The sequence below is a fragment of the Thiosulfatimonas sediminis genome (genome assembly GCF_011398355.1).
GTDB lineage: Bacteria > Pseudomonadota > Gammaproteobacteria > Thiomicrospirales > Thiomicrospiraceae > Thiomicrorhabdus > Thiomicrorhabdus sediminis_A.
Map to the genome: position 1 here is coordinate 655254 of NZ_AP021889.1, position 25299 is coordinate 680552.

General features: G+C 46.3%; 22 protein-coding genes and 2 tRNA genes. 10 read left to right on the forward strand and 14 right to left on the reverse strand.

Going from position 1 to position 25299, the window contains the following annotated elements:
• Positions 1–8: 8 nt before the first annotated feature.
• The 7 genes from HRR27_RS02955 to HRR27_RS02985 form a co-directional block, all read right to left on the reverse strand.
• A complete protein-coding gene (locus tag HRR27_RS02955) occupies positions 9–866 on the reverse strand; it encodes a 23S rRNA (adenine(2030)-N(6))-methyltransferase RlmJ (protein ID WP_173270702.1) in 858 nt (285 codons plus the stop codon).
• Positions 867–957: 91 nt separating this feature from the next.
• Positions 958–2316: a phosphohexomutase domain-containing protein gene (locus tag HRR27_RS02960; protein ID WP_173270705.1), complete on the reverse strand. Its 1359-nt coding sequence runs from the start codon at positions 2314–2316 to the stop codon at positions 958–960.
• Positions 2317–2398: 82 nt separating this feature from the next.
• Entirely contained in the window at positions 2399–3643 is a 1245-nt protein-coding gene (locus tag HRR27_RS02965; RefSeq protein WP_173270708.1) for a UDP-glucose dehydrogenase family protein, read from the reverse strand.
• Complete coding sequence (pgi, locus tag HRR27_RS02970) at positions 3640–5199, reverse strand: glucose-6-phosphate isomerase (protein WP_173270712.1); 1560 nt, start codon at positions 5197–5199, stop codon at positions 3640–3642. Before pgi ends, HRR27_RS02965 begins: the two co-directional genes overlap by 4 nt.
• Positions 5196–6065, reverse strand: coding sequence for a UTP--glucose-1-phosphate uridylyltransferase GalU (galU, locus tag HRR27_RS02975; protein ID WP_173270714.1), 870 nt, complete (start codon positions 6063–6065; stop codon positions 5196–5198). Before galU ends, pgi begins: the two co-directional genes overlap by 4 nt.
• A 152-nt stretch (positions 6066–6217) precedes the next feature.
• The gene (locus HRR27_RS02980; protein ID WP_173270718.1) at positions 6218–7309 is read right to left on the reverse strand and encodes an HD-GYP domain-containing protein; all 1092 of its coding nucleotides are present in this window, start codon (positions 7307–7309) and stop codon (positions 6218–6220) included.
• A gap of 162 nt (positions 7310–7471) precedes the next feature.
• The gene (locus HRR27_RS02985) at positions 7472–8056 is read right to left on the reverse strand and encodes a LexA family protein (protein WP_173270721.1); all 585 of its coding nucleotides are present in this window, start codon (positions 8054–8056) and stop codon (positions 7472–7474) included.
• Between the two features lie 276 nt (positions 8057–8332).
• On the opposite strand from HRR27_RS02985, the gene HRR27_RS02990 reads away from it, so the two are divergent.
• The 10 genes from HRR27_RS02990 to HRR27_RS03035 all read left to right on the forward strand — a co-directional run bounded on the left by HRR27_RS02990 (position 8333) and on the right by HRR27_RS03035 (position 17424).
• Complete coding sequence (locus HRR27_RS02990; protein WP_173270725.1) at positions 8333–9133, forward strand: CHAD domain-containing protein; 801 nt, start codon at positions 8333–8335, stop codon at positions 9131–9133.
• Between the two features lie 414 nt (positions 9134–9547).
• Positions 9548–10027, forward strand: coding sequence for a hypothetical protein (locus HRR27_RS02995; protein ID WP_173270729.1), 480 nt, complete (start codon positions 9548–9550; stop codon positions 10025–10027).
• A gap of 314 nt (positions 10028–10341) precedes the next feature.
• Positions 10342–11052 (forward strand): transglutaminase-like cysteine peptidase, encoded by a 711-nt coding sequence (locus HRR27_RS03000; RefSeq protein ID WP_173270732.1) that lies wholly within the window; start codon positions 10342–10344, stop codon positions 11050–11052.
• A 72-nt stretch (positions 11053–11124) separates the two neighbouring features.
• Complete coding sequence (locus HRR27_RS03005) at positions 11125–13059, forward strand: bifunctional diguanylate cyclase/phosphodiesterase (RefSeq protein WP_173270736.1); 1935 nt, start codon at positions 11125–11127, stop codon at positions 13057–13059.
• A gap of 487 nt (positions 13060–13546) precedes the next feature.
• A complete protein-coding gene (locus HRR27_RS03010) occupies positions 13547–14704 on the forward strand; it encodes an MBL fold metallo-hydrolase (protein WP_243830870.1) in 1158 nt (385 codons plus the stop codon).
• Complete coding sequence (locus HRR27_RS03015) at positions 14697–15305, forward strand: TetR/AcrR family transcriptional regulator (RefSeq protein ID WP_173270738.1); 609 nt, start codon at positions 14697–14699, stop codon at positions 15303–15305. The genes HRR27_RS03010 and HRR27_RS03015 overlap by 8 nt, the downstream gene beginning before the upstream one ends.
• A 482-nt stretch (positions 15306–15787) precedes the next feature.
• Positions 15788–15863 (forward strand) — tRNA-Asn (locus tag HRR27_RS03020).
• A 56-nt stretch (positions 15864–15919) separates the two neighbouring features.
• Positions 15920–15995: transfer RNA gene (locus HRR27_RS03025), tRNA-Asn, on the forward strand.
• 155 nt (positions 15996–16150) lie between these two features.
• The gene (locus tag HRR27_RS03030) at positions 16151–16969 is read left to right on the forward strand and encodes an FAD-binding domain-containing protein (RefSeq protein ID WP_173270741.1); all 819 of its coding nucleotides are present in this window, start codon (positions 16151–16153) and stop codon (positions 16967–16969) included.
• The gene (locus HRR27_RS03035) at positions 16969–17424 is read left to right on the forward strand and encodes a hypothetical protein (protein WP_173270744.1); all 456 of its coding nucleotides are present in this window, start codon (positions 16969–16971) and stop codon (positions 17422–17424) included. Before HRR27_RS03030 ends, HRR27_RS03035 begins: the two co-directional genes overlap by 1 nt.
• A gap of 81 nt (positions 17425–17505) precedes the next feature.
• On the opposite strand, the gene HRR27_RS03040 is transcribed toward HRR27_RS03035, so the two are convergent.
• From HRR27_RS03040 to tgt, 7 genes are all read right to left on the reverse strand, one after another.
• Complete coding sequence (locus HRR27_RS03040) at positions 17506–19080, reverse strand: peptide chain release factor 3 (RefSeq protein ID WP_173270748.1); 1575 nt, start codon at positions 19078–19080, stop codon at positions 17506–17508.
• A 189-nt stretch (positions 19081–19269) separates the two neighbouring features.
• The gene (locus HRR27_RS03045; protein ID WP_173270752.1) at positions 19270–19644 is read right to left on the reverse strand and encodes an acyl-CoA-binding domain-containing protein; all 375 of its coding nucleotides are present in this window, start codon (positions 19642–19644) and stop codon (positions 19270–19272) included.
• Between the two features lie 70 nt (positions 19645–19714).
• Positions 19715–20407 (reverse strand): hypothetical protein, encoded by a 693-nt coding sequence (locus tag HRR27_RS03050; protein ID WP_173270755.1) that lies wholly within the window; start codon positions 20405–20407, stop codon positions 19715–19717.
• 165 nt (positions 20408–20572) lie between these two features.
• Positions 20573–21592, reverse strand: a complete 1020-nt coding sequence (secF, locus tag HRR27_RS03055) for a protein translocase subunit SecF (RefSeq protein WP_173270758.1) — start codon at positions 21590–21592, stop codon at positions 20573–20575.
• Positions 21593–21600: 8 nt separating this feature from the next.
• Positions 21601–23484, reverse strand: coding sequence for a protein translocase subunit SecD (secD, locus tag HRR27_RS03060; protein ID WP_173270762.1), 1884 nt, complete (start codon positions 23482–23484; stop codon positions 21601–21603).
• Positions 23485–23624: 140 nt separating this feature from the next.
• The gene (yajC, locus tag HRR27_RS03065; RefSeq protein WP_173270765.1) at positions 23625–23954 is read right to left on the reverse strand and encodes a preprotein translocase subunit YajC; all 330 of its coding nucleotides are present in this window, start codon (positions 23952–23954) and stop codon (positions 23625–23627) included.
• A gap of 212 nt (positions 23955–24166) precedes the next feature.
• Positions 24167–25285, reverse strand: coding sequence for a tRNA guanosine(34) transglycosylase Tgt (gene tgt, locus HRR27_RS03070; protein ID WP_173270769.1), 1119 nt, complete (start codon positions 25283–25285; stop codon positions 24167–24169).
• Positions 25286–25299 lie beyond the last annotated feature (14 nt).

The following is a 25299-nucleotide window of genomic DNA, read 5'->3' on the forward strand; positions in this document are numbered from 1 at the left end:
CCGGTGATTTATTCCGCGACCAGTTGTTCACAGCGATAATAACCTTGGTTTTTATTGGCGCTGCCGAGTTTTTCCGCAAGAAATGGCAGGGTGCTTTGCATTTCGTTAAACAGTGTCCAAGGTGGATTAATCCAAAGCATTCCACTGCCATTCATACCGCGGCCTAAGGTGTCGGGAGCAATACCGAGCTCGAACACTTGAATATTTCGCACGCCGCTGTTTTTAAAGTCGCGCCATAATCTGTCGATGGTTTTGCGTTCAACAACGGGGTACCACAAGGCAAAACTGCCGGTGGCAAACCGTTTGTGGCAGGCGACTAGGGTTTCGACAACTTTGCGGTAATCTTGTTTGTCTTCGTATGGCGGATCCATCAACAGAAGGCCGCGACGTGACGGCGGCGGCATAGATGCGATAGCTTGTTGAAAACCATCCTTAAAAAAGAGTTTTACCCGACGGTCTTTGCCGAGATTTTTTTGCAGCAGCGTCTGCTCGCGTGGATGCAGTTCGCACAGTTGTAATTTGTCTTGTGCGCTAAGGAGTTGAGAAGCTAGCCACGGTGATCCCGGGTAAAAGTTGAGTGCCGCCGGTTCTTGCGCATTGAGTTCTTGAACCAAGGTTTTATAAAGTGCCAAACTGGGATAGGCCGAGCAGTCTTCATCCCAAATTACGCCAATCCCATTTTCGAACTCTTGATTTTTTTGAGCTTCCGAGCCTTGCAGGCGATAAACGCCCGCGCCGGCATGGCTGTCAAAGTAGGTCAAAGGTTTTGGCTTTTGAGTGAGGTACTCTAGCGCGTGCACCAGATTGAGGTGCTTGAGTATATCGGCAAAATTGCCGGCGTGATATGAGTGAAGGTAGCTGAGCATGGGCAACTCCAAATAAACGGAGCGCCTATTTTACTCTGAAGCCTTTTGTGAAGGCAGAATATTGCCGATTGAGCAGTCGATGCGCCTGAATTTATCCGATTCGTTGGATAATCGCTTCGATTTGTTCGACTTTGCTTTGGACTAATTGTCGGTTGCCACGGCTTTCGATATTTAAACGTAAGAGCGGCTCGGTGTTTGACGTGCGAATATTTAAGCGCCATTCAGTAAACGCCAAGCTCAGTCCATCGGTTAAATCGATTTCCGGCTGGTCGCTTTCGAAAACCTGTTTGACGGCCTCGATAATCTGTCTACTGTGTTGGACTTTGTAGTTGAGTTCGCCACTGCAAGGGTAGGCGGCGGCACGTTCGGCAACCAGTTGATGCAGGCTTTGTCCAGTGCGGCTCATGAGTTGGAGCACCAGCAGCCAAGGAATCATGCCGCTGTCGCAATAGAAAAAATCTTTGAAGTAATGGTGTGCTGACATTTCACCACCATAGAGCGCATCGACTTTACGCATGTGTTCTTTAATAAACGCATGGCCGGTTTTGGATTGCACCGCTTCTCCGCCGGCTTGTTGTACTTGTTCAATGGTGTTCCACGTCAAACGCGGGTCGTGGACAATTTTTTCGCCCGGATGATCGGCGAGTAAGGTTTCTGCCAATAAGCCGACCAAGTAATAGCCTTCAATAAAGTCGCCATTACCGTCAAACAGAAAGCAACGATCAAAATCGCCATCCCAAGCAACCGCAAAATCCGCTTGATTGGCGATAATCGCGGCGCGGGTTGGTGCGCGATTTTCTGGAATCATTGGGTTTGGCACACCGTTTGGAAAATGGCCATCCGGTTCGTGCTGCAGGCGAATAAATTCGCAAGGCAGGTGGCGGGCAAGCTGATCAAAAGTTGGCCCGGCGGCTCCGTTGCCGGCATTCACCACAATTTTGAACGGTTTGATGCTGTCTCTGTCCAGATAGGTTAATAATTTTGCGATGTAGGCGCTTTTGTCCTCTTTAGCAATGACCGAGGCGGGTTCTGTGCTTAAGGGGGCAAAGTCCTGTTTTTCGATGCGCTGTTTGATGGCATTGAGACCTGAATCTCGGCTGATCGGATTGGAGTTGGCGCTAACCATTTTCATGCCGTTATTGCCTTTGGGATTATGGCTGGCGGTAATCATAATACCGCCGTCGGCTTGGTAATGGCTGGTGGCAAAATAGACTTCTTCTGTACCGCACACGCCTAGGTGCCAAACTTCTACGCCGCTGGCAATCAGACCGTCACACAAGGCTTTGCTTAACTCTGGGCTTTCTAAGCGAATGTCATGTCCGACAACGATGTGTTTTGGTGAAAATTCACTCGCGAAGGCTCGTCCGATTTGATAAGCCAAGTCAGGGTTCATTTGACGTGGCACTTCGCCACGGATGTCGTACGCTTTGAAGCCGCTTAAATCTTGCATGAAAGAAAGTCTCTTTTGGAAAAGGAACCCAAGTAATTAACTTGGGTATGACAGGGTAGTGCCTGAGTTGATGGTGTAGCGCTTAACGTCCTACGCCGTAATAACTAAAGCCGTTGTCGAGCAACCAGCTACGGTCGTAAAGATTACGCCCGTCAAGAATGACCGGTTGCGCCATTAACTCTTTGATGCTCGTAAAGTTGGGTGACCAGAAGCTCTTCCATTCGGTTAATACACAGAGCGCATCACTATCAATCAGCGCATCGTACATGGTTTCGCAAATATGAATCCGTTCTTGCTGGGCTTTGCTGAGATGGCGATCCATCCACTGATGGAAGTTATCATCGAGCTTGGGGTCGAAAAGTTGCAATTCGCAGCCTTGATGCAACAGGGCATTAATCATAACCAAACTTGGTGCACCGTCAATTGAGTTGGTATTGGGCTTGTAGCTGATTCCCCAAATTGCAATTTTTTTGTTTTGCAGGTCGCAATGGTAGTGCTTCCACAGTTTGCGGAACAGCAACTCTTTTTGCTGTTCGTTGATGTTGTGTACCGAGCGGAGTAAGTTTTCCTGCGAGCCGGTTTGGTCGATGAGCTCTTGTACGCGATGTAAATCACGTTCTAGGTAAGCGCCACCGAAGCCCGCACCAGGGTAAAGATAGGCAAAGCCGATACGGTGGTCAGAGCCTAATCCTTGTCGGACTTCTTCAATGTCCGCGTGCATCTGTTCGGCAACGAGGGCCAATTCGTTCATCAAACTGATGCGCGTGGCAATTAATACGTTGGTGGCGTATTTGGTCAGAATCGCTGACTCTGGTTGCATCTGGATAATCGTGTCACGGTTGCGGTTGAAAGGCGCGATGAGACGACGGAATTTGGTGATTGCGGCGTTGTCTTGCGCGCCAATAATGATTCGGTCCGGACGTTGAAAGCCTTGAATGGCGTTGCCTTCGGCCGCAAAGTCTGGGTTAATGATGATCGGCATTTCTGCGGCGGCGATAATCTCGCGCGCGATGTCGATACTGAAATTAGACCGAATCAGTAAGCAGTTGTTGTCAGTTTTGTTTTTTGCTAACTGTTGCGCCATTTGCAAAGCGAGCGAGCAATCGCCATCCCCGTAGGCGAAAATATGAAAATCGGCATTGGGGTAATGGTTATCGCCCACCGTCAGGTGTTGGTTATTGATCTGTTTTTGCAGAAGTTTGCGCAGCCCGGGTTCGGCGATTTCATTCGGAATTTGTCCGATAAGTTTGACTTCGTTGCCGGTTTCGGCCAAACAGCCGGCGGTAACCAAGCCGCTAATGGTTGAGCCAAAGACGTTTATAATCATGCTTTATGTTCCCAAATTTGCTGCAAAATACCTTGTGTTGATTGGTCTAGCTCCGATGCGTCTTGTCGGTCTATCGAATCCAAAATACCCATCGCGAGTTTTTTACCCAATTCAACACCCCATTGGTCAAATGGGTTGATGTTCCAGATAACCGATTGGGTGAACACTTTATGTTCATATATCGCCACCAACATACCCAGATGATGTGCGTCAACGCGGGTCATTAATAGGGTGTTGGAGACTTGATCGCCAGGATAATGTTTGTGTGGATTGTCACTGTCTTGTCCGACCATCATCGCGCGACTCTGTGCTAAGCAGTTTGCAATGTTCAGGTTTTGGTGGAAAGCAGCACGCTCACCAGAACCTTGACCTTCTTTAAACAGAATAAAGTCCGACATGACGCGTTCGGTGCCTTGGTGAAGCAGCTGATAGAAAGCGTGTTGCGCATTCGGGCCGACTTCACCCCAAAGAATCGGACAAGTGCGGTAATCAACAAATTCGCCGTTGCGCTGAGTGTGTTTACCGTTACTTTCCATTTCCAACTGTTCCAGATAGCTGGCAAAGTGCTTTAAGCGCGAGTCATAAGGCAGAATGGCTTGGCCGGCCAGCTTCAAAAAGTTGGTGTTCCAAATACCAATCAAGCCGATTAACACCGGAATATTCTCTCTGAAAGGGGTTTTGCGGAAGTGTTCGTCAACCTCATGTGCGCCCTTTAGCATCTGTTTAAAACCGTCCATGCCAAGCTGAATCGCAACGGTTAAACCAATGGTCGACCACATCGAAAAACGCCCGCCAACCCAGTCCCAAAAGGCCAGTTGCATCTGTGGCAATATGCCCCATTCCCCCATTTTTTCTGGGCTGGTGGAGATGCCGATAAAGTGCCGCATTGCCTCCGAATGGTTTTGGCAACTGTTTAAAATCCATGATTTGGCGGTTTCTGCCAAGGAGAGGGTGTCAATCGTGGTAAATGATTTTGAAGCGACAATAAACAGCGTCGTTTCAGGGTTGGTTTTAGCCAGAATAGACTGTAATTGTCGGCCATCCAGCGTCGAGACAAAATGGATTTGTGGGCTGCTCGGCAGTTGCTGCATTTCCAGTGCATGAGTGATCATCAGTGGTCCAAGATCGCTGCCGCCAACACCAATATTGACCACATCGGTAATGGCTTTGCCCGAATAACCGCGCATCTGTTTTTGATGCAACTCATCGACAATATAGGCCATTTTTTGCCAAGCTTCTGCCACTTCCGGTATGGGGTCACTCATATTGCGAAGCGCAGTGTGCCAAGCCTTACGGCCTTCAGTGTGATTAAGTTCATCGCCATTGATTAGGCGATTAATCCAATCCGCTAGATTGGCTTCTTCCGCCATGCCAATCAGACCATCGAGCACTTCTTGCGTGATTTTTTGCTTAGAAAAATCCAACATAGCGCCGGGCATTTGCACATGGAAATCGGCAAAGCGCTGTGAATTAGACGCAAACAGTGTATTCAGATGTGTCTGTTGCAGAGTTTCAGCAAGGATACTTAGGGGTTGATAGGCATTGAATTGCTTCATTTGATCTCCGTCGCAAGCCATTCTTTAAATTCGGCACCCAATTCTGGGTGTTGCATAGCGAACTCTACAGTCGCTTTTAAATAACCGAGTTTGTCGCCGCAATCGTAACTTTTAGCAGCCAATTGATACGCTTGTGCGCCTTTTTCTTTCATTAAGGTGGCAATCGCATCGGTTAGTTGGATTTCACCACCGGCACCTTCTTGGGTGGTGTGTAAAATACCTAAAATACGGTTGTCGAGAACATAGCGTCCGGTAATGGATAAGTTGGACGGCGCTTCTTCGTTTTTCGGTTTTTCAATCATGTCGACCATATCAACCGATTCGCCTGCAGAAAAGGTGACCCCTTGGCAATCGACAATACCGTATTTATGAACGTCTTCTGGTGCGACCGGCTCGACCATAATTTGGCTTTTACGACTGGTTTGGAAGGCCAATACCATATTGGCAAGGTCGTTGGTGTTTTTGCTCAAAATAACATCTGGTAGCAGCACAGCGAAATCATCATCGCCTAGAATCGGTTCTGCGCACAAAATAGCATGACCTAGGCCAAGTGGCGCAGGTTGGCGAATCGAAATAATGTTTGCATCGCTAGGAAGGATATTGTCGACCACTTCAATCAGGGCTTTTTTGCCTTTTTTCTCTAAGGTTGTCATCAGTTCAAAGTTGTGGTCAAAATGGTTTTCGATCGCATTTTTAGAGGAGTGAGTCACCAGGATAATGTCGGTAAATCCAGCGTTAATCGCTTCGCTGACCACATACTGAATTAACGGCTGGTCAACGAGGGTAATCATTTCTTTTGGAATCGCTTTCGTGGCAGGAAGAAAACGGGTGCCTAGACCGGCAACAGGGATAACAACTTTTTTCATTATGTTCTCTATTGATATTTAATTTCGAAATTTATTTATTAATCTAATTCATGTCATTTTAACGAATAAATATTGAATTTAAATGACCAATTTGGAAATTTCCAAAGGCACGAATTGTGTTGCCTTATTGTTGTGCAGGCCTTGCCCTGTTATCAGTCAGCGTGAGCATTTGCAATTGTGCAGAGCTGTTCTTTTAACGTGAAAAAGGTCTCTAAAAGAATCGGTTGAAAGTGGCTTCCGGAGCCTTCGTGCATAATCTCAAAGGCTTCTTCTTGAGTAAAGGCGCGTTTATAAGGGCGAGCACTGGTTAAGGCGTCATAGACATCGGCGATAGCCATTATTCGCGCAGCTAAAGGGATTTTTTCTCCGGCAATGCCATTTGGATAGCCGGAACCATTCCATTTTTCATGATGATAAAAAGCGATATCTTGCGCGGTTTGTAAAAACAGGCCTTTTTCTCCCATCGAATTCGCCGCTTCTTGGAGGATTTTATAACCTCTCTCTGAGTGGGTTTGCATAATCGCAAATTCCTCTGATGTGAGCTTGCCTGGCTTGAGCAGAATATCATCAGGAGTCGCGATTTTACCAATGTCATGCAAGGGGGCGGACTTGGTAATGACTTCGATGGTCTCATCGTTCAGGCGGCTAGTAAATTCAGGGTTTTTGGCCAGCGCTTTACTTAAGGCTTCGACATAAAATTGGGTACGGCGAATATGGTTGCCGGTGCATTCGTCACGAAACTCGGCGAGAGAAGTCATTACATAAATCGTGCTGTCTTGTAGGTGGTTAATCTCGCTTAAGCGTTGATTGACTTCCTGTTCCAGTGTTTCAGCACGGCGAATTATTTTTTCTTGTGCATATTTTAGTTTCAACTGGGTGTCGATACGCGCTTGTAAAACGCCAGGTTTAATGGGTTTTGTAATAAAGTCATTGCCGCCAATTTTTAGCGCAAACTCTTCGTCTTCTGGTTGGTTTTTGGCGGTGATAAATAGAATCGGTAGGTCTTGCTTGTCGTGTGTTTCACGTATCCGTCTGCAAGTTTCAAAGCCATCCATTACGGGCATCATGACATCTAATAAAATCAAATCGGGTTTTTGTTGTATCGCGAGTTCAAGTGCTTTTTGGCCGTTCGTGGCAATGCGGGTGTCAAAGCGTTCGCTGAGTAATTCAACCAGTAACTTTAAGTTTAGCGGTTCGTCATCGACGCATAAAATTAACGGTTTTCTTGGTTCTGCTAGGCTCATAAATAATCTTCGCTTTTATTTAATTCGATGACGTAAAAAAGTTTACCCCATAGATGTTAGTACGAAAACCGTATTATGTAAATCGTATAAATTGACTAATTGTACGTTATTTACCGTATCGTATTTTTTGTGTCAAATGAGGCGTATTTTGACAAATGCTTTTCAAAATTGATGGATGCAAGAAGTAACAACCCCCCAGATCACCATGTCACTTTCGCTATGCACAGGGATTTCTGGAAAGTCGGGGTTTTCAGGTAGTAGATAGGTGCCATCTTGACGAATTGCTAAGCGTTTGACCGTAAGTTCCCCATCTAATGCGGCGATGACGATTTTTCCCGAACGTGGTGTAATGCTGCGGTCAACAACCAGAATATCACCATCGAATATACCGGCATCGCGCATCGATTCCCCCTGTACTTTGAGCAAAAAAGTGCTGTTAAAGTTAGGCGCTAGTTTTTCGTTTAGATCCAAACGGGCTTCAATATAATCATCCGCTGGAGAGGGAAAGCCGGCGGCGACTTTGTGGCTATACAATGGCAAAGTGGTCGTGGCTTCTTCGAGCATTCCGCTGATTGCGTCAAGTTTTTCTAAGCTGGCATCACTGACGTGTTCTTTATAGTTGTCTAGCCAAAGTTTAACGGTCTCGACTTGTGATTCGGGAATGCGCACCACCTTAGTGGCTTCACCAAAAGCACCGCTGCCTTTTTTGCGTCCCGCGCCCATTCGTTTGCCGCCGTGATTAAGCATGGATGATGTCCTCGTTTGGTTATTTTAGGCAGATGCAGAATAAGTCCAAATGACTTCAGGTACAGAAGAATTTGACTGAGTAAGACGTGCTTATTCTGTATCTCCCTCTAGGTTCTGGTTCTGTTGAGTTAATTTGGTTAGTGTAACATTTTTCAAGCGAATGCATGGGCATCCGTTATTAAATTGTCTTGAGTTTGTCATCCGTCTGTCAAACTGCTTAAGGGTCCTTGTGGCACTATGTGCACACTCTTTTTTGTCTAACTTGGGGTGTATCCGTTGTTGAATATCGATAAAAAATCGCAGGTTGATTTGCTGTTACGCTGCGCGAACGCCTATTTGCAGTTGCCGCCGAAGCTCAAAGCTCAAGCGAAAGGGCTGCATAAACTGCGCCAAACAACGCGCCATTTGTTGTCTTTGTTGCCCATAGAGGGTTATGCGCAAGCACGGATTAAAAAAGTGATTCAAGCGAGCAATAAAATTCGGGATTTGGATGTGTTGTTATGGGATGTGCTGCCGCATTTGCCTGATGAGTTGCGAGTCCTTGAGGCGCAAGTGCAGCCGCGATTGATTGCGATCCGCTGTGGGATGGATGATGAATTTAAAAACGACTTGCAGCTTGAGCTGTTACCGGAAATTACCTCGTGTCTGGTAGCGTATCCGCACGTATTGCAAGCTGAGTTTTCGTTGGTAAGCCAGCTAAAACGTCCGCAGATAAGTGATTTGGAAAAGCAGTTTCAAAAAGCGAAAAAGCAATTGGTGCTGTTAGATATTGAGAATACACAGGTTCATAAATTGCGTCTAAAAATTAAGCGAATACGTTATCAGGTAGGTCATTTTTTCCCTGAACAGACTGAATTTTTGATGCGATTACGGTCTTTGCAAGATCAGTTAGGTGAGTTTCACGATTACGATCAAGCAGACAAGATGATGTGTAAATACAGTGATCTTGATGAGCTGATGTTGGTTAAAGTCCGTAAATTTTTGGCTGCTCGGCAACAGAATATCCTTGCTCAGGTACGGCGCAAGTTGGCAGCAGAGAAAACTGCGTTGAGCGGTTTTTGTCTTGCTGAGGGATGACAGATGCTTAGGGAGATGCAAAGTTCAGCCTAATTAAGCCTAATAAGCTTAATAGGCCTAAATGGTTTCAAATTTCTGACGGGCGCAGCTTGCAAAAGCAACTTTGTTGCTACGCCTCTCATCCATAATCATGGAGATGTATTTTGAGGCAAGTTTAGAATATGCGCCTTGCAATCCCGTGCTGAAGTCAATGGGCGCTTGTTCTGTGCGAATCTGGGTGCTTAAAAGGTGAGTTTGAGCGAAAGGGGATTCGCAAAAAGATTAGAATTTGTTTATATTGTCGCAAGTGATGCCGTCTTAAGGCAGGTTTTAAGATTGAAAAAAGTATAGGGAAAATGCCAAGTGCGTTAGATAAAAGCCAAACATTTCAATGATTGGCCCTTAGCGTAAATTGGATAAAAGGTTTCAGAAAGAATGATAAAAAAACCGCAGTTAGAACAAGAAATAATGGCAAGGCTTCGACGTTCAATTAAGTCTTTACGTTGGTTAACAGTGTGGACAGTCATCGGCGTTAGCACTGTTGCAGTGTTACAGTCAGGTTGTTCTAGTCAAGCGGTGTTGGATCCGCAGAGGCCTGCTAGCCAGTTTGCGTTAACCACGAATTTGGCGGATGATTTTGGTCGGCTTTATCCCAAGGTTTATGTGAATGGCAATTATGTTTTTCGCGATAAATTATTATTGGTTCCTAAAACGTATCAATTCAAAATGACGTATCTCGATACGATGGGCAAAACTCATGAAGAGAATATGCAGGTTACGATTAAGGCGAATCAATGCTATTACCTCGAGCGCAAAAACAATCGTTTTCGTTTTAACGTCGGCGTGTTTGATGAAAGTGACTGTTCCGCAAAAATTGATCAAGCGCGTTATGATTTGACCTATCGCACTTCTTGAAAAAGCTTCAAGAAGGTTTCTCAACAACTTGCAAGCCACTTATTGCAACAAAACTTGATTTACCCATGCTTGCTGTAACCTTTCTTGCCTTGCGTAATTTTACGGTTTTGGTAAGGTAACTTCCTTGGAAGTCATAGAAAATCAACTCGATTGAATGATTCATGTTAGCAAGTTAGGGCAGGTCTATGCAGCAACTAAACGTCTTAAAACTAGGTTTTCTGCGACCGCTCGATTTTGGCAGTAAGGAGTTGTCGCATTGACGTTGTTTAACCCTTTGCAGACAATCTGCAGTCGACTATTTAGCCTATATATCTATGGCTAAGCGTATTCTTTGGCGTCCCTCTTCGCCACATCTCTCTGTGTTTAGTTCAATACAAAAGTGGCTGTTGGCGCTTATCTTCTTTGTTGCTACGGCGAGTTACGCACTCAACCAAGTGATGCTCGACTTTAGTCGTTTTTATAACGCCGTCAGCAGTGAGTATGGTGAACAGCGCGGTCGTTTGGCGAAAACTTGGCAGACAACGCTTGAACAAATGCAGGGGATGTCCGACCTGCAAAAATTGCAAGAAGCGAATACCTTTGTAAACAAAGTCGTCTATTATCAGTCGGATATGAGTAACAATCGCGTGGCCGATCACTGGTCATCGTTAGCGGAAACCTTTGGTAAGGGCGTAGGCGATTGTGAAGATTATGCAATCGCAAAATATGTCACACTGCGTTTAGCCGGTGTCGCGGATGAACATTTACGACTGATCTATGTTAAAGCGTTTTATGCCGGTCGAACTCAGGCGCATATGGTGTTAGGTTATTACGCCACTCCGGATGCGATGCCATTAATTTTGGATAATCTGATCGGTGAAGTGAAGCCGGCCAGTCAGCGCAGCGATTTGAATCCTGTGTTTAGTTTTAATAGTCGTGGTCTATGGGCTGGTCTTTCCAAAGCCACCACGTCAAATCCGATGGCGCGTTTATCGCGTTGGCAACAGGTGGTTACTAAGTTAAAGCAAGAGGGCATCAGTTTATGAGTCCGAGTAGCAAGAGTAGAGCTCCCCAATTTATTTTTTCAGTAACCTCAGCGGCGCAAAAAGGAGTAGGTTATGTCTTTGGTTAAACAGTTATGGATCGCAATTATTGGGCTGATGATATTGGTGTTTTTTGCCAGCTTTTCCATCAGCACCTTAAGCGCCAAAGGCTATTACATTGAGCAGTTGAGTTTGAAAAACAGTGATAACGCCAATTCCCTCGCACTGATGATTAGTCAGATGGATAAAGAGGATGTGATGGTTGAGTTACTGGTCGCTGCGCAATTTGATACTGGTAACTACAAAAAAATTGAACTGCTCGATCCAAGTGGTCAAGAGCGCGTAGTTAAAGTACATGAAACAGATGTTCAGGCTCATGTGCCAAATTGGTTTAAAGAGTTGGTGCCGATCAAAGCCGGTAAAGGTGTGGCGCAAATTCAAGACGGTTGGAAGCAATATGGTACTTTAATCGTCGAAAGTGATGACCGCTTTGCATATGAATCTTTGTGGAAAACCACGCTGCAATTTTTGTTGTGGTTTTTATTCGCTGCGCTGTTGTTAGGCGCGATTGGAACTTGGGTTTTGCGCTACTTAACCAGCCCATTAGAAGATGTCGTTAAGCAGGCGGAAGCGATTGGTGGGCGTCGTTTTATCACTTCACAAGAGCCGAAAACGTTAGAGTTTAATCGTTTGGTGCGCGCCATGAACACCCTCTCTGCGCGAGTGCGTAGCATGCTGGAAAACGAAAGTCGTCGTCTTGATGAGATGCGCTACAAAAGTCAGCATGATCCTTTAACGGGTCTCGCTAACCGCGAGTTTTTTGTTGGAAAGCTGGAAAGTATTCTGCGTGACGAAGACAAAAACACCCGTAATGGAATGTTGCTCATTCGTATCTGTGATTTGTTGACGGTAAACAAAACCTTGGGGCATCAAAAAACCGACCAGCTATTGAAAGGCATCGCAGAGCAGATTGGTAATACAGTTAAACAGCATAATAAAGAGTTTGATGAGTATCTGTTAGGGCGTTTAAACGGCAGTGACTTTGCGGTCATATTAACGGCTATTGATGATTTACAGCCGGTGGCTAAGGCTCTGGAGGTGTTTATGTCCACCTATGCCAAGAGTTATGCGCAAGAGGTTAATTTGCAGCTACCCATGGCTGCCTGTACCTTTAAAGGAGACGAAAGTCGCCAGAATTTGTTCCAGAAAATTGACAGTTTGTTAGTTGAAGCCGAAAGTGAGAAGCATACAGCTATGGTGATTGAGCGGTCGATTCAGGCGAAAGGCTTGTTGCTCAACGCAAACGAATGGCGCACTACTTTATTGGATGCGCTGTCTTCCGGAGGCGTTGTGGCGCAGCTTTTCCCTGTTGTGGATATTAAGAATCGCCTGTTACATTCAGAGGCGATGATGCGTTTGAATGTGGATGGGAAAGCATTGTCCGCAGGTGATTTCTTACCTTGGGCGCGTCGTTTAAATCTCTTGCCGCAAATGGACTTGGCGTTAGCTGAGCATATCTTGGGACAACCCAAAGTACAAAGTGGACAGTTACAGGTGGCACTTAACTTGTCGATTGAGACCTTAAAAGAGCTGCAGCAGCGTGATATTTTGGTCGATATGCTGAAGACGAGTGGCTGTGCGGATAAATTGTGGTTAGAGCTACCTGAACGCGCGATTTTAGATAATTTAAATTACTTTATTGAGTTTTGTGAACTGGTTAAGCCACTCGGCTGTAAAGTTGGCTTGGATAAAGCGGGTTCTGGTTTTGGCAAAATTTCGCGCTTGCAAGAAGTTGGCTTGGATTACATTAAAGTTGATGCGGTACTGATTCAAGATATCAGTCGTAAAAATTCAGAGTCAGAAGGATTTGTGCGCGGTGCTTGTACACTGGGTCATTCGATTGGCTTGCAATTGATTGCCGAAGGCTTGCAGGATATCGCTGAACTTAATCATCTTGAAGCCATCGGTTTGGATGGTGCGACAGGCCCAGGCGTGCCAATCCGAGCATAGACTGAGCGTTCAAACTAACAAGCTATAATCACGAAAACCTCGCTTGATAAGCCGCTGCAGATTGAAATCTGGATTGACTCAAGCGAGGGGGAATGCGCACGGTTTTGTGGTGTTTCTTGTTATCCATAATTTGAGTGGTAGAAAGGCAGCAGGCGCCAAGTTTGTGCTTTGTATTGCCGGTGTTCTACGTTTTAACAAATGCGTGGATTCTGTATCAAGAACCAGTCTTAGCTTGGTGGTTCTTGCGTTTCAAGTCATTTTGGATACAGTTTTGTGTCCTCATCAACTGGCCTCTTTCGGGTTATTCTCTCATCGGTACACCGCTAAAAATCTTTTAGATAGCATAAAAAAATTCAGGTTTGATGATTAAGGGGAACTGTTAAGATAAATTCCCTAACAATTGTTAGGGGTTGCAGAGCCAATCCCTATTTGGACTTGTTCTGTATCTCCTTAGTTAATTTAAACGAAAAATCGGGAGTTTTTTTCTATGTCGATAGCTCAGGTAAGCACTATGTTTTCTCGGTATACGTTTACGCATCGTGCACGTTGTTTGGCGGTTTTGCCATTGTCGTTATTATTCGCTTTTTCTGCATCATTGAGCAGTGCGCAAGCTGCCGATAATTCTGACCCATATTTGGCCGGTTTTGCAGCCTATGCAAAGGAGAACGGCTCATTAACGGCCTCGGTAGACGCTTATATCAAAGATGTGACCAATACGGTGCGTAAGGCTGGTTATGTCGGTAAAGAGTTACCTCTGCCGAAACCAACCAAGGTGATGGATGGCGTTTATACCGTAGTCGGCAGTTTGATTTGGCATACTCCCGAGAACTACGGGTTAAACAATAACCTGTCGTGGGTGGAGTTTGCTGATGGGGTATTTGTGTTTAACGCTGGGCCCAATCCCGCGGTAGCTTACAGTTTTCATCAGATGATTAAGCGTCATACCAATAAGTCGGTGAAGTGGTTGGCGGTTGAAAACTCGCAAGGGCATGCTTATCTTGGCGCCAGCTATTGGGCAGATATTGGTGTTAAAAATCTCTATTCCAATCAGCGTGCCAATCAAGACTTTGCGAATGGTTTCGAACAGATAAAAGCCAGCTGGGCAGCGCGTGTTGGACAAGCGATTACGCAGGATGCGCGCGATGTCAGTGACAAGTTTATTGAGTTTGAAGACAAGTTGGTCATTGATGTTGGCGGCGGGGAAACGGTGGAGTTGTTAAATTTTGGCCCAGGACATACACCCGGTTCGACTTTGGCTTACATTCCAAGTCGGAATCTGCTCTTTACCGGTGATGTTGGCTATAACAAACGTTCTTTAGCGTTTTTCCCTTACACTCATGTCGGCCATTGGATCGACACCTTTAAGGCGATGCAAGCTGCGATGCCGGTCGATGTGGTTGTGATTCCCGGACATGGTGCACCAACTGATATGGCAACCGTTGCCCGTGATACGTTGGGTTATATGGAGTTCTTGCGTGCAGAGGTGCAAAAGAAAATCGATGCTGGTGGCAAAGAAGAGGACATGAGCAGCATCGATCAGTCCCAATATAAGGCGCGTCCGGTGTATGAGCAGACGCATCAGAATAATGCAGTGCATCTGTACAAGGAATTAACGGGCGGCGATTTAGGAACCAGTTTTGAGTAACAACCCCGTGCCGACCGAGCTAAAGCCGACGGCGTTACGGATTGTAGAACAGGCTGCGCGACTGTTTGCCAAAGACGGTTTTGACTTGATTACAATGCGGGATATCGCGCAACACTGTGCGATAAAAGCGCCTTCGCTGTACCACCATTTTAGCGATAAGCAGAGTCTTTATCAGGCGGTTCTGCAGCAAGTATTTCGGCAACATAATGCCGAACTTGCCTTGGTTTTTAACGGTGATGCGCCGCCGCAAGACAAATTATTTCAGGTGATTGTACTGAGTGCTCGCAAAATGCAGCAAGATTCGGTTTTTCGTCAGCTGTTGTGGCGTGAATTGTTATCAAATAATCCGCAGCGGATGCAGTTTCTTGCTGAAGAAGTCATGACTCAGTCCTGTTCGCAATTGCAGCAGATTCTGCTGCAAATCTCGCCGCCTAATCGCCGGATTGACAGTCACTTTGCAATTACCTCGGTATTGGGTTTATTGGTTTTTCATGTGCAACTCGGCGCCATGCGCTCCTTTTTGCCGGGCGCAGAGCCGCAACATAACGATGTTGATTATCTCGCCAAGCAGATATTTGAGATGATATTGGCGTTTACTTAAGGCGGCTTATTCTATGTTGTTCAAAATCGCATTTACCCATAAAAAACACTATGGGAGCGGGTAAATTTTCTATAACTCCGATACCGCTAAATCGTTATAATTCCCGACGATTTTTTGATACACCGCTGTTTTTTAACAGTGGCGCATAAAGGTAAGGACAGAAAAATGGAAAAGAAAATTATCCCGGGTGCATTGGTTTTTGCTGCAACGGTTGTTGCGGTTTTAGTGAATATCCCAGTTGCAGAAGCAGCTCAAGCAGCGGTAACTTTGCTTAAATAAGCAAAAAACGCCTGTTACGCAAAAACGCCGATCTTTGTCACAAAGGTCGGCGTTTTTGTTTTTAGCGTATTTTCGCCTTGGTAAATGAAAATTTGTTCTAAAAAATCAGTTGGTTTTAGGAATAATTAAAAAAATACTTGCATTGAAATTTCTGCTCAATATAATACGCACCATCTAAAACGCTTAGCGCTTTTAGATATCACTCCCCTATAGCTCAGTTGGTAGAGCAACGGACTGTTAATCCGTGTGTCCCTGGTTCGAGCCCAGGTGGGGGAGCCAAATTTTAAGTTAAGAGTATTCAATTATTTTTGACTTGCCCGTTAGGGCAAAACCATTCCCCTATAGCTCAGTTGGTAGAGCAACGGACTGTTAATCCGTGTGTCCCTGGTTCGAGCCCAGGTGGGGGAGCCATTTAAGAAGCCCGTGCTAACCATGCTCGGGCTTTTTTGTTTTCTGTTGCTTTCTTTTGTTTCGAATACTTAATCCTACGCAATTGCTCTTTTGGGTCATTGGTTTTATTCTTTTATGTGTTTTGTATACATATTGTTGATTGAGGAGTGATAGTCTTGGTTAAAATTGGTTTACACGAATTTGCTGAGCGGAAGCATTTAATTCAATATGTGCATCAATTGTCATTTGAGAATGAGAAATCAGAAAGCATTGACGGAGTTCAAATTGACACCCCTTTAGGCGGTTGGAGCGTGGCGCAGTCATTGCTAGCCCAAATAGACCCTGCGCAGTATTCACAGGATCGAAATTATTTCGATGGGCACGTTACTCATTTATCGCCCTATATCCGGCACGGTTTACTTGCTCCGCGCGAATTGCAGGAAAGATTGCAGCGCGATTATGCAGCCACTGACAGCGTACGGCTGCTGCAACAATTGACTTGGCGAGACTATTTTCATCGCTATCTTGAGGCCAATCCGCAAGCGGCATGGCAGGATGTTGAGCCCTATAAAACGGGCTATGCAGCGAGTGATTATTTGACGGTTCTACCGCAGGATATTATGACCGGCCAAACCGGCGTAAGAGTTATTGATCAAATGATTGTACAGTTGCTTGAACAAGGTTGGTTGCACAATCACGCTCGTTTGTATTTAGCCGCTTATATTGTGCACTGGCGTAAAGTGTCTTGGCAGGCTGGTGCGCGTTGGTTTTTGCAGCATCTGCTGGATGGTGACTTGGCCAGTAATAATCTTTCGTGGCAGTGGGTAGCATCCACTTTCAGTGCCAAGCCGTACTTTTTCAACTTAGCGAATTTGCAACAATTTAGCCGCGGCTGTTTAGAGGCTGAAGATCCGACAAATGCTATTTTTGACCAGAGTTATGATGAGTTGAGGGCTTTCTTGTTTCCGCTAGCCGCTAAAGAGATTTGGCAATAATGTGTCGCTTGATTTGGCTTCACGATGAGGCTCTGGCATTGTTTAACGTGGATGAACTGCTGCCGGAGGATAGGGTGGTATTTGTTTGGGATAATGACTACTTCAGAAATAAGGGGTGGTCGTTGTCGCGGATGGTATTTTTGTACGAGTCGTTGCTTGATTTGCCTTACCCAAACTTGCAGGTTTATCAAGGTGAAACCGTCTCTGTATTGCGGCAATTGGTCAAGCAGAACGAGATGGCTGAAGTTTTTGTTTATCGTCCGTTTGAACCTGATTTACAAGAGATTGCCAAGGAGTTATCCAAATCGGTAACAATGGTTTTACTGGATGTGCCGAGCAGCTTAACCTCGCCGTTGACAACGGTACCGCCGCGTTTTTATAAGTTTTGGAAACAGGTTGAGCCAGAGGTGTTAGGCAAAAAGCTAGCCAATACTGGGCGACAGAAGTTCCATTAAGTGAGAAAAAAACCAGAAGATAGGCTTCTGGTTTTTTAAATAGGCAGTTGCATCAGAATAAGAGCAACTTTCTAAGTCGAATCAGTGTTCGCGAGTTGCGACAAATTGCAGTTCAGGCCAGCGCTCTTGTATTAACGAGAGATTGACGCGAGTTGGGGCAATATACACCAGTTGATCGGCGGCATCGTAAGCGACGTTTTCGGTCACTTTTTTGGAAAATTTCTCAATTTCCGCTTTGTCGCCAATCACCCAGCGCGCGGTGGTTACATTCACAGGCTCAAAGATACAAGCGACGTTGTATTCGTCTTTCAAGCGTTGTGCGACCACTTCAAACTGCAGTACACCGACTGCGCCAAGAATTAAATCATTATTGTTTACTGGACGGAAAAGCTGAGTAGCCCCTTCTTCGGAGAGCTGTTGCAAGCCTTTTTGCAGTGCTTTCATTTTCATCGGGTCTTTTAGCTGCGCGCGGCGGAAAAGTTCCGGTGCGAAGTTAGGTATTCCGGTGAACTTGAGTTCTTCGCCTTGCGTAAAGGTGTCGCCAATTTTAATCGTGCCGTGGTTGTGCAAGCCGATAATGTCGCCTGGATAGGCTTCTTCTGCATGGTCGCGCTTATTGGCAAGGAAGGTGATGGCCTTGGAGATGCGAACATCTTTGCCGATACGTACGTGCTTTAAGCTCATGCCCGATTCGTACTTACCAGAGACAATACGCATAAAAGCGACACGGTCACGGTGTTTCGGGTCCATATTGGCTTGAATTTTAAACACGAATCCCGTGACTTTATCTTCTTCCGCTTCGACAAAGCGACTGTCTGTTTCGCGTCCTTTTGGGGCTGGGGCGTATTTTTCAAAGCCGTCTAATAGCTCTTGCAGGCCAAAGTTATTAACTGCCGAACCAAAGAATACCGGAGTAAGTTCACCGGCAAGGAATAGTTCAAGGTCAAACTCGTGGCTCGCGCCACGAACCAACTCGATTTCGTCGCGGAGTTCTTGCGCCTGACCGCCAAGCAACTCATCCAGACGAGGATTGTCAAGGCCGCTAATCAATTCCCCTTCAGTCGCTTTTTGGTTATCTGCGTGCGAGAAAATGCGAACTGTGTCGTTGTAGATGTGGTAAATCCCTTTGAATCGCTTGCCCATACCGATAGGCCAAGTCATTGGCGCACAAGCAATTTTGAGCACGTCTTCGACTTCGTCTAGCAGTTCAATCGGCTCTTTGCCTTCACGGTCAAGTTTGTTGATAAAGGTCAAAATCGGTGTGGTGCGAAGACGACAGACTTCCATTAGTTTAATGGTGCGGTCCTCAACCCCTTTGGCGACGTCGATGACCATAAGGGCGGAATCCACCGCGGTCAGAACACGATAGGTGTCTTCCGAAAAGTCTTCGTGCCCTGGCGTGTCGAGTAAGTTCATAATCGCACCCTTGTAAGGGAACTGCATCACCGATGAGGCGACCGAGATGCCACGCTCTTGCTCCATTTTCATCCAGTCAGAGGTTGCGCCACGGTCGGTTTTACGGCTTTTAACCGCGCCCGCCATCTGAATCGCACCGCCGTAAAGCAGCAACTTTTCGGTCACCGTAGTTTTACCGGCATCCGGGTGAGAGATAATCGCAAAGGTGCGACGTTTGGTGGTTTCGAGAAGTAACGACATGAATGTTCAACCGCTTGGGAATTAAGTTACTGACAATTCAGTAAAATTTAAAGAAGCCGTATTATACAAGTCAGGGGATTTATTGGCAAAAAGGGTTGCCTGAAAAAAATAAGCGGACTGATGGCGGTCCGCTTTAAGTACTACTTCGGAGTAGTAGTAAGGCTACACTTAAATAGAGTGGCTAACGCATTAGAAGCTTTTTGCTTGAAAAACAGGTGTAGGGTAAAAAATAGGATGAATGGTCTTCATCTCTAATTGTTCAATGCTTTGTTGAATGGTGGTTTTGACCCGATTCAACTCTTGAATAAATAAGGTGGTGGCCTCCTCTCGTGAAATGCCTTTTAGGCAGCACCAAATTTCGTGTTTGTGATAATCGTGTAGATCATTGCGACTTGGGCCAGTACGGATACAATCACCAAAAAGCGCTTGGCGATATAAGCCCCCAAGCAGGCATTCGTCCGCATAGGGAAGTTCCACGGCGCCTTGTGTCTGTTTAATAACACTGTACAGCTCGTTATATATGGCCAGCGCATCAGGTAGCGAAGGTGATGAATGCGTGTTCATTGCAATCTCCCTATATAGGTGGACACAAAGAAAAGTCTGCTGTTTGATGTCTCTTTTTTAAAATAAATCATTAAGCGAGCCGCACAAATTGTTGCTGGCGCTGTTGGTGGCGTTGTTTAAAAACAACCACTTGGCTAAGGGTATACAGCGCCAAGATGGCCAAATACCCGATGATGAACATCGACTCATAGGGGATGGCCAAGACAAATAGCATCAACATCATGCTGATAACCATCACTCTGCGTAGGTTATACATCAGCCATGAGCGCTGCCATAGCGGTGTTTTGACGGTATGTAACGCTTTGCAAGTGCGCAGGGTAAGGCGGTACTCGATAAAGCTGAGGGTGCTTAATACCAGTAAGTTAATCCATAAGTTTTCAGTAAAAACACCGGCGATAAATGGCAACCAAACTAAGGCGCTGAGGGCTAAAAAAGGATTTAACCATAATCGGTTGCGCCAGTGAGCAACTTCAAATGCGGTAATGCTCGGTTGATGCGGGCGAACATTCGGCTGATAGTGTGCACCCAGTTTGATTTTTTTGTTTTTGCTGGCGATTTGTGGTTCGTTTGTCACTGGTGATTGAGTCGTTTCAGTCGTTTTAGCCAAGGTATCTTGCCTAGCAAGCGGTTGACTTGGCTGGGTTAGCTCGGCAGGCACCTCGGCCTTCTTGTTTTGATGAGGTGTTTGTGAATGCCGAGCAGAGGCGAATTGTTCTGCTAGGGTTCGCGCATTGTCGAGTTTTTCGAGACTGGCTGCTTGCATAGAGTAATGTTTCTTTTTAGTAAGCTGTTCTGAGTGCTCTTGTTGGCACATATAAAAAAGGCAGCGTGAATGTAGCTGCCTTTAATGTATCAGGTTTTAGGGGAGTAACCAAATTTTACTCTATGCCTTAGCCATGAATTTTTTTATCGCGTTTTTGCAATTCCCTTATTGCTCAGCTTTCGTGCCGTTTTTGGCGAGCTGTGCTTCGCGTTTGGCTTCTTGCTCTAAGAAAATGCGTTGCAGTTCAGCTTCGTCGGATTCCGTGTCGCGTTCCTCTTTAGGCGCTTTCATCAAATCTTCTTTCGAAACCCCCAGTGCGAGCGCAATTGCGGAGGCCACATAAGTTGATGAGTAGGTACCGACCACAACGCCAACGATAAGCGCCGCCGCAAAGCCGCTGATCACCGCGCCGCCTAGGAAGAATAGCGCTAACAAAACCACAAGCGTGGTTAAAGAGGTCATGATGGTACGCGAAAGCATCTGGTTTACAGCGATATTAGTGATTTCAACCGGGTCGGGTTCACGCATGGTGCGAAAATTCTCGCGTACGCGGTCGAACACAACGATTGTGTCGTTGAGCGAGTAGCCGATAACCGCTAAGAGTGCTGCGACGACGGTTAAGTCAAATTGCATCTGCGTCCAAGCGAAAACACCCAGAGTGATTACAACGTCATGAATTAACGCGGCCACCGAGCCAAGTGAAAAGCGCCATTCAAAACGAAGCGCGACATAAATCAAAACCCCAAAAAGTGCATATAACACCGCTAAAGCCCCGTCTTCAGTCAATTCGTCGCCCACTTGTGGGCCAACAAATTCAACGCGACGGAGTTCGATTGGATCGGTGCTGGCGGCACGTAAGGTATCCATCACTTGGTTGCTTAGCTGGGCGCTGTTCATGCCATCGCGCGGTGCGATGCGGATTAAAACATCTTCAGCTGCGCCAAAGTGTTGTGCTACCGCTTCGTCAAAACCCGCTTTGCTCAGATCTTCGCGTAAGTTGTTTAGGTCTACCGGTTGCGGATAAGAGAGTTCAATTAAGGTGCCGCCTGTAAAGTCGATACCAAAATTTAAGCCTTTAACCCAAAGTCCGGCCAAGGAGGCGATAATCATTAGCGCCGAGAGCGCCAGCGCCAAAGTGCGCTGGCCCATAAAGTTAATCATTTTTGTTTCAGTCGCAGTCGTCATATCTCTTCCTAAATCGACAGTTTCTCAACGCGCTTATTGCCGTAATACCAATTGATAATGGCGCGTGTGCCAAGGATGGCGGTAAACATCGAGGTTAAAATCCCGATAGACAGTGTAATCGCGAAGCCTTTAATCGGCCCTGTACCAAAACTGAACAGAACCAAAGCCGCCAATAGGGTGGTGATATTGGCGTCAGCGATGGTTACAAATGCTTTTTCATAACCTGAGTAGATGGCATTTTGGATGGAGCCGTTCTTCAACTCTTCACGAATCCGTTCAAAAATCAGTACGTTCGCATCAACCGCCATCCCGACGGTTAAGACGATACCGGCAATCCCTGGTAGGGTTAAGGTCGCCTGTAGTAGCGAAAGTACCGCGATGATAATCACTAAGTTCAACATCAGGGCAAAATTGGCAATCATGCCGAAGAACTTGTAGCGCCATACCATTAAAATCAAGACTAAGAGAAACCCGATGATAACGGACAGAAAGCCCTGGTTGATGTTGTCTTGACCCATGCTTGGCCCAACGGTACGTTCTTCAACGATTTCCATCGGTGCAGCCAGCGCACCGGCGCGGAGTAGTAGCGCCAAATCTTGCGCTTCTTGTGGCGAGTCTAAGCCGGTGATTTGGAAGCGTTCAGCAAACTGTCCACGAATCACGGCGGCGTTAATAACGTCTTTACTGGTCACCCGTTTTTTGATTTTTTCACCGTTGACTTCAATCGTATCAATCCGATTTTCGATAAACAGTACCGCCATGCGATTGCCAATGTTTTTCTTAGTCGTCGCCAGCATTTTGCGGCCACCAGCACCATCTAGCGTAACGCTAACCATTGGCGAACCTTGTTGTGGGTCGATACTGGATTGGGCATTGATAACGTTTTCACCGGAGACGATAAGCTGGCGCTGCAATAGAATTGGACGACCGTCACGGAAGTGTTGCAGTTCGGCATTGTTCGGTGCAAAACCGGTTTTTTGCGCACGCTCCGCATCGCCTTGCTCGTCAACCATACGAAATTCCAGCGTTGCGGTGGCGCCAAGGATTTCTTTGGCACGGGCGGTATCTTGCACGCCAGGCAGTTGTACCACGATGCGACGCTCACCTTGCTGTTGAATCACCGGCTCGGCAACGCCCAGTTCGTTGATACGGTTGCGAAGGGTGGTGATGTTCTGCTGTAGCGCGTACTTCTGTGTTTCGGCAATGGTTGCATCCGAAAAGGTCAAGACAACGCGCGGCTTAGCGGTGCTTTGATCCGGCGTGATGATAAAGCGTTGCGCAAATTCGGCTTGGATGACGCTTAAACCGTTTTGGAAATATTCATCCGAAGCGAAGGCGATTTCAATCTGGTTCTTTTGTGCCTCAAAAGGCAGATAACGCACTTTCTGCTCACGCAATAGGCCTTTAAGTTCATCGACGTTTCGCTGGTAAGCTTTTTCGACCGCCGCTTCCATGTCGACGTCCATCAAAAAGTGAACCCCGCCGCGTAAATCCAAACCAAGGTACATCGGTTGACCACCTAAACCGCTCAACCAGCTAGGGGTTGCCGGCGCAAGGTTAAGCGCAACGACGGCGCTGCGACCGAGTTCTTCTTTCAGCAGTGATTTGGCTTTCAGTTGGTCTTCGGCATTTTGAAAACGAATCAAAAACTTGCCGTTTTCAAAAACCGAGGATTTGACCGCCAAATTTGATTGTTCAAGAATGTTGGCCACTTGTTGCTGGGTTTGTTGGGTAAATTCGACCGATTTTGCCGGTGAGATTTGTACCGCTGGATCGTCGCCAAAAATGTTTGGCATGGCATACGTAATGCCTAGAACGGTAATCACAATGAGCAGCAGATATTTCCATGCAGGATACTGGTTGCTGATTATTTTTTGTTGTGTTTGAAACATAGATTGCTTTCCGGAATTGTCCGCCACCTTGACCATCGATTGGATGATTTGCTTGATAGCGTAGAAATCGCATTGTGTCGAGCGCCAAGCGCTTTTAAAACAACAAAGGGGCATTTAGCCCCCTCGTTTTTGCTCGGCGGTTATTCGCCGCGCATGGTGCCTTTTGGTAGAAGGCGTGCAATGTTATGGCGTTCAACTTTAACGATAACGTTGTCGGCGATTTCTAAATCGCAGAAGCTGTCGTTAATTTCACGAATTTTGCCAAGTAGTCCACCGTAGGTGACGATTTCATCGCCTTTCTTCAAAGACTGAACCAAGTTTTTATGTTCTTTAACTTTTTTCTGTTGTGGGCGGATTAATAAAAAATAGAACACCACAAACAATAGCACTAGCGGAATTAGCCCTTCCCAGCCGCCGCCTTGTGCTGCCGCAGATCCCTCAGCCATTGCATCGCTAATAAAAAAGCTCATAGATTTCTCCTAATGTCGGTATCGATAAAATAAACGGCTGTATTTTGGCACAGCTAGTTGAAAAAATCCTTAAATAATCGGCTCTTTTACGCGATTAACTACGCATCTGCTCTTAGCGTTGTAAATACCGGTGATTTACTGCCTTGAAACCCGAATAACGTTATGCGGCGAAATGCGTGCTGGAGCGCGATTTTTTCAAGTCTTTTTTTAGCCTAATCGTTTAACGGCGGCACGGGTTGCCCGATGCCCGCATAAAATTCTTCCACAAAATCTTGCAGGCGATTGGCCGCAATCGCGTCACGCATGCCTTTCATTAGGTCTTGATAGTAAGTCAGGTTATGAATGGTATTTAAGCGAGCGCCTTGGATTTCACGGCATTTGTCTAAATGGTGTAGATAAGCGCGCGTGTAGTTTTTGCAGGTGTAACACTGGCATTCGCTGTCGATTGGTTCTAGGCTGGTTTTGTTTACCGCATTGCGTAGCTTGACCACGCCTTTGCGTGAAAATAGAAAGCCGTTACGCGCGTTACGCGTTGGCATGACGCAGTCGAACATATCAATGCCTCGACGCACCGCTTCTACTAAATCTTCTGGTTTCCCCACACCCATCAGGTAGCGTGGTTTGTCTTTCGGTAGGTGCGGCTCGGTATAATCTAGCGCGGCCATCATTTCTTCTTTTGGTTCACCAACCGACAAGCCGCCAATTGCATAGCCGTCAAAACCGATTTCTTTCAAACCTTCGGCAGAAATAATGCGCAAGTCTTCATACATGCCGCCTTGGACAATGCCGAACAGTGCAGAAGGGTTGTCGCCATGTGCGGTTTTCGAGCGTTCTGCCCAGCGTAGCGAGAGTTCCATCGAGATACGTGCGGTTTTGTGGTCCGCCGGATAGGGGGTGCATTCATCAAAAATCATCACGATGTCAGAACCGAGTTTGCGCTGAACCTCCATCGATTCTTCTGGTCCCATAAAGATTTTTGAGCCGTTAACTGGGCTTTGAAACGTCACGCCTTCTTCTTTGATTTTGCGCATCTTGCCTAAGCTGAACACCTGAAAACCACCCGAGTCGGTGAGGATGGGGCCTTGCCAATGGGTAAAGTCATGTAAGTCGCCATGTTGCTCGATAATATCGGTGCCCGGACGCAGTGCTAAATGGAAGGTGTTGCCCAAAATAATTTGCGCACCGGTTGCTGCAATTTCTTCCGGTGTCATGCCTTTGACCGAGCCATAAGTACCGACCGGCATAAACGCTGGGGTTTCGACCACGCCACGAGCAAATTTTAGGCGGCCTCGACGCGCGCGACCATCGGTGTTGTCTAATTCAAATTCCATATTCTGTCTGTCTT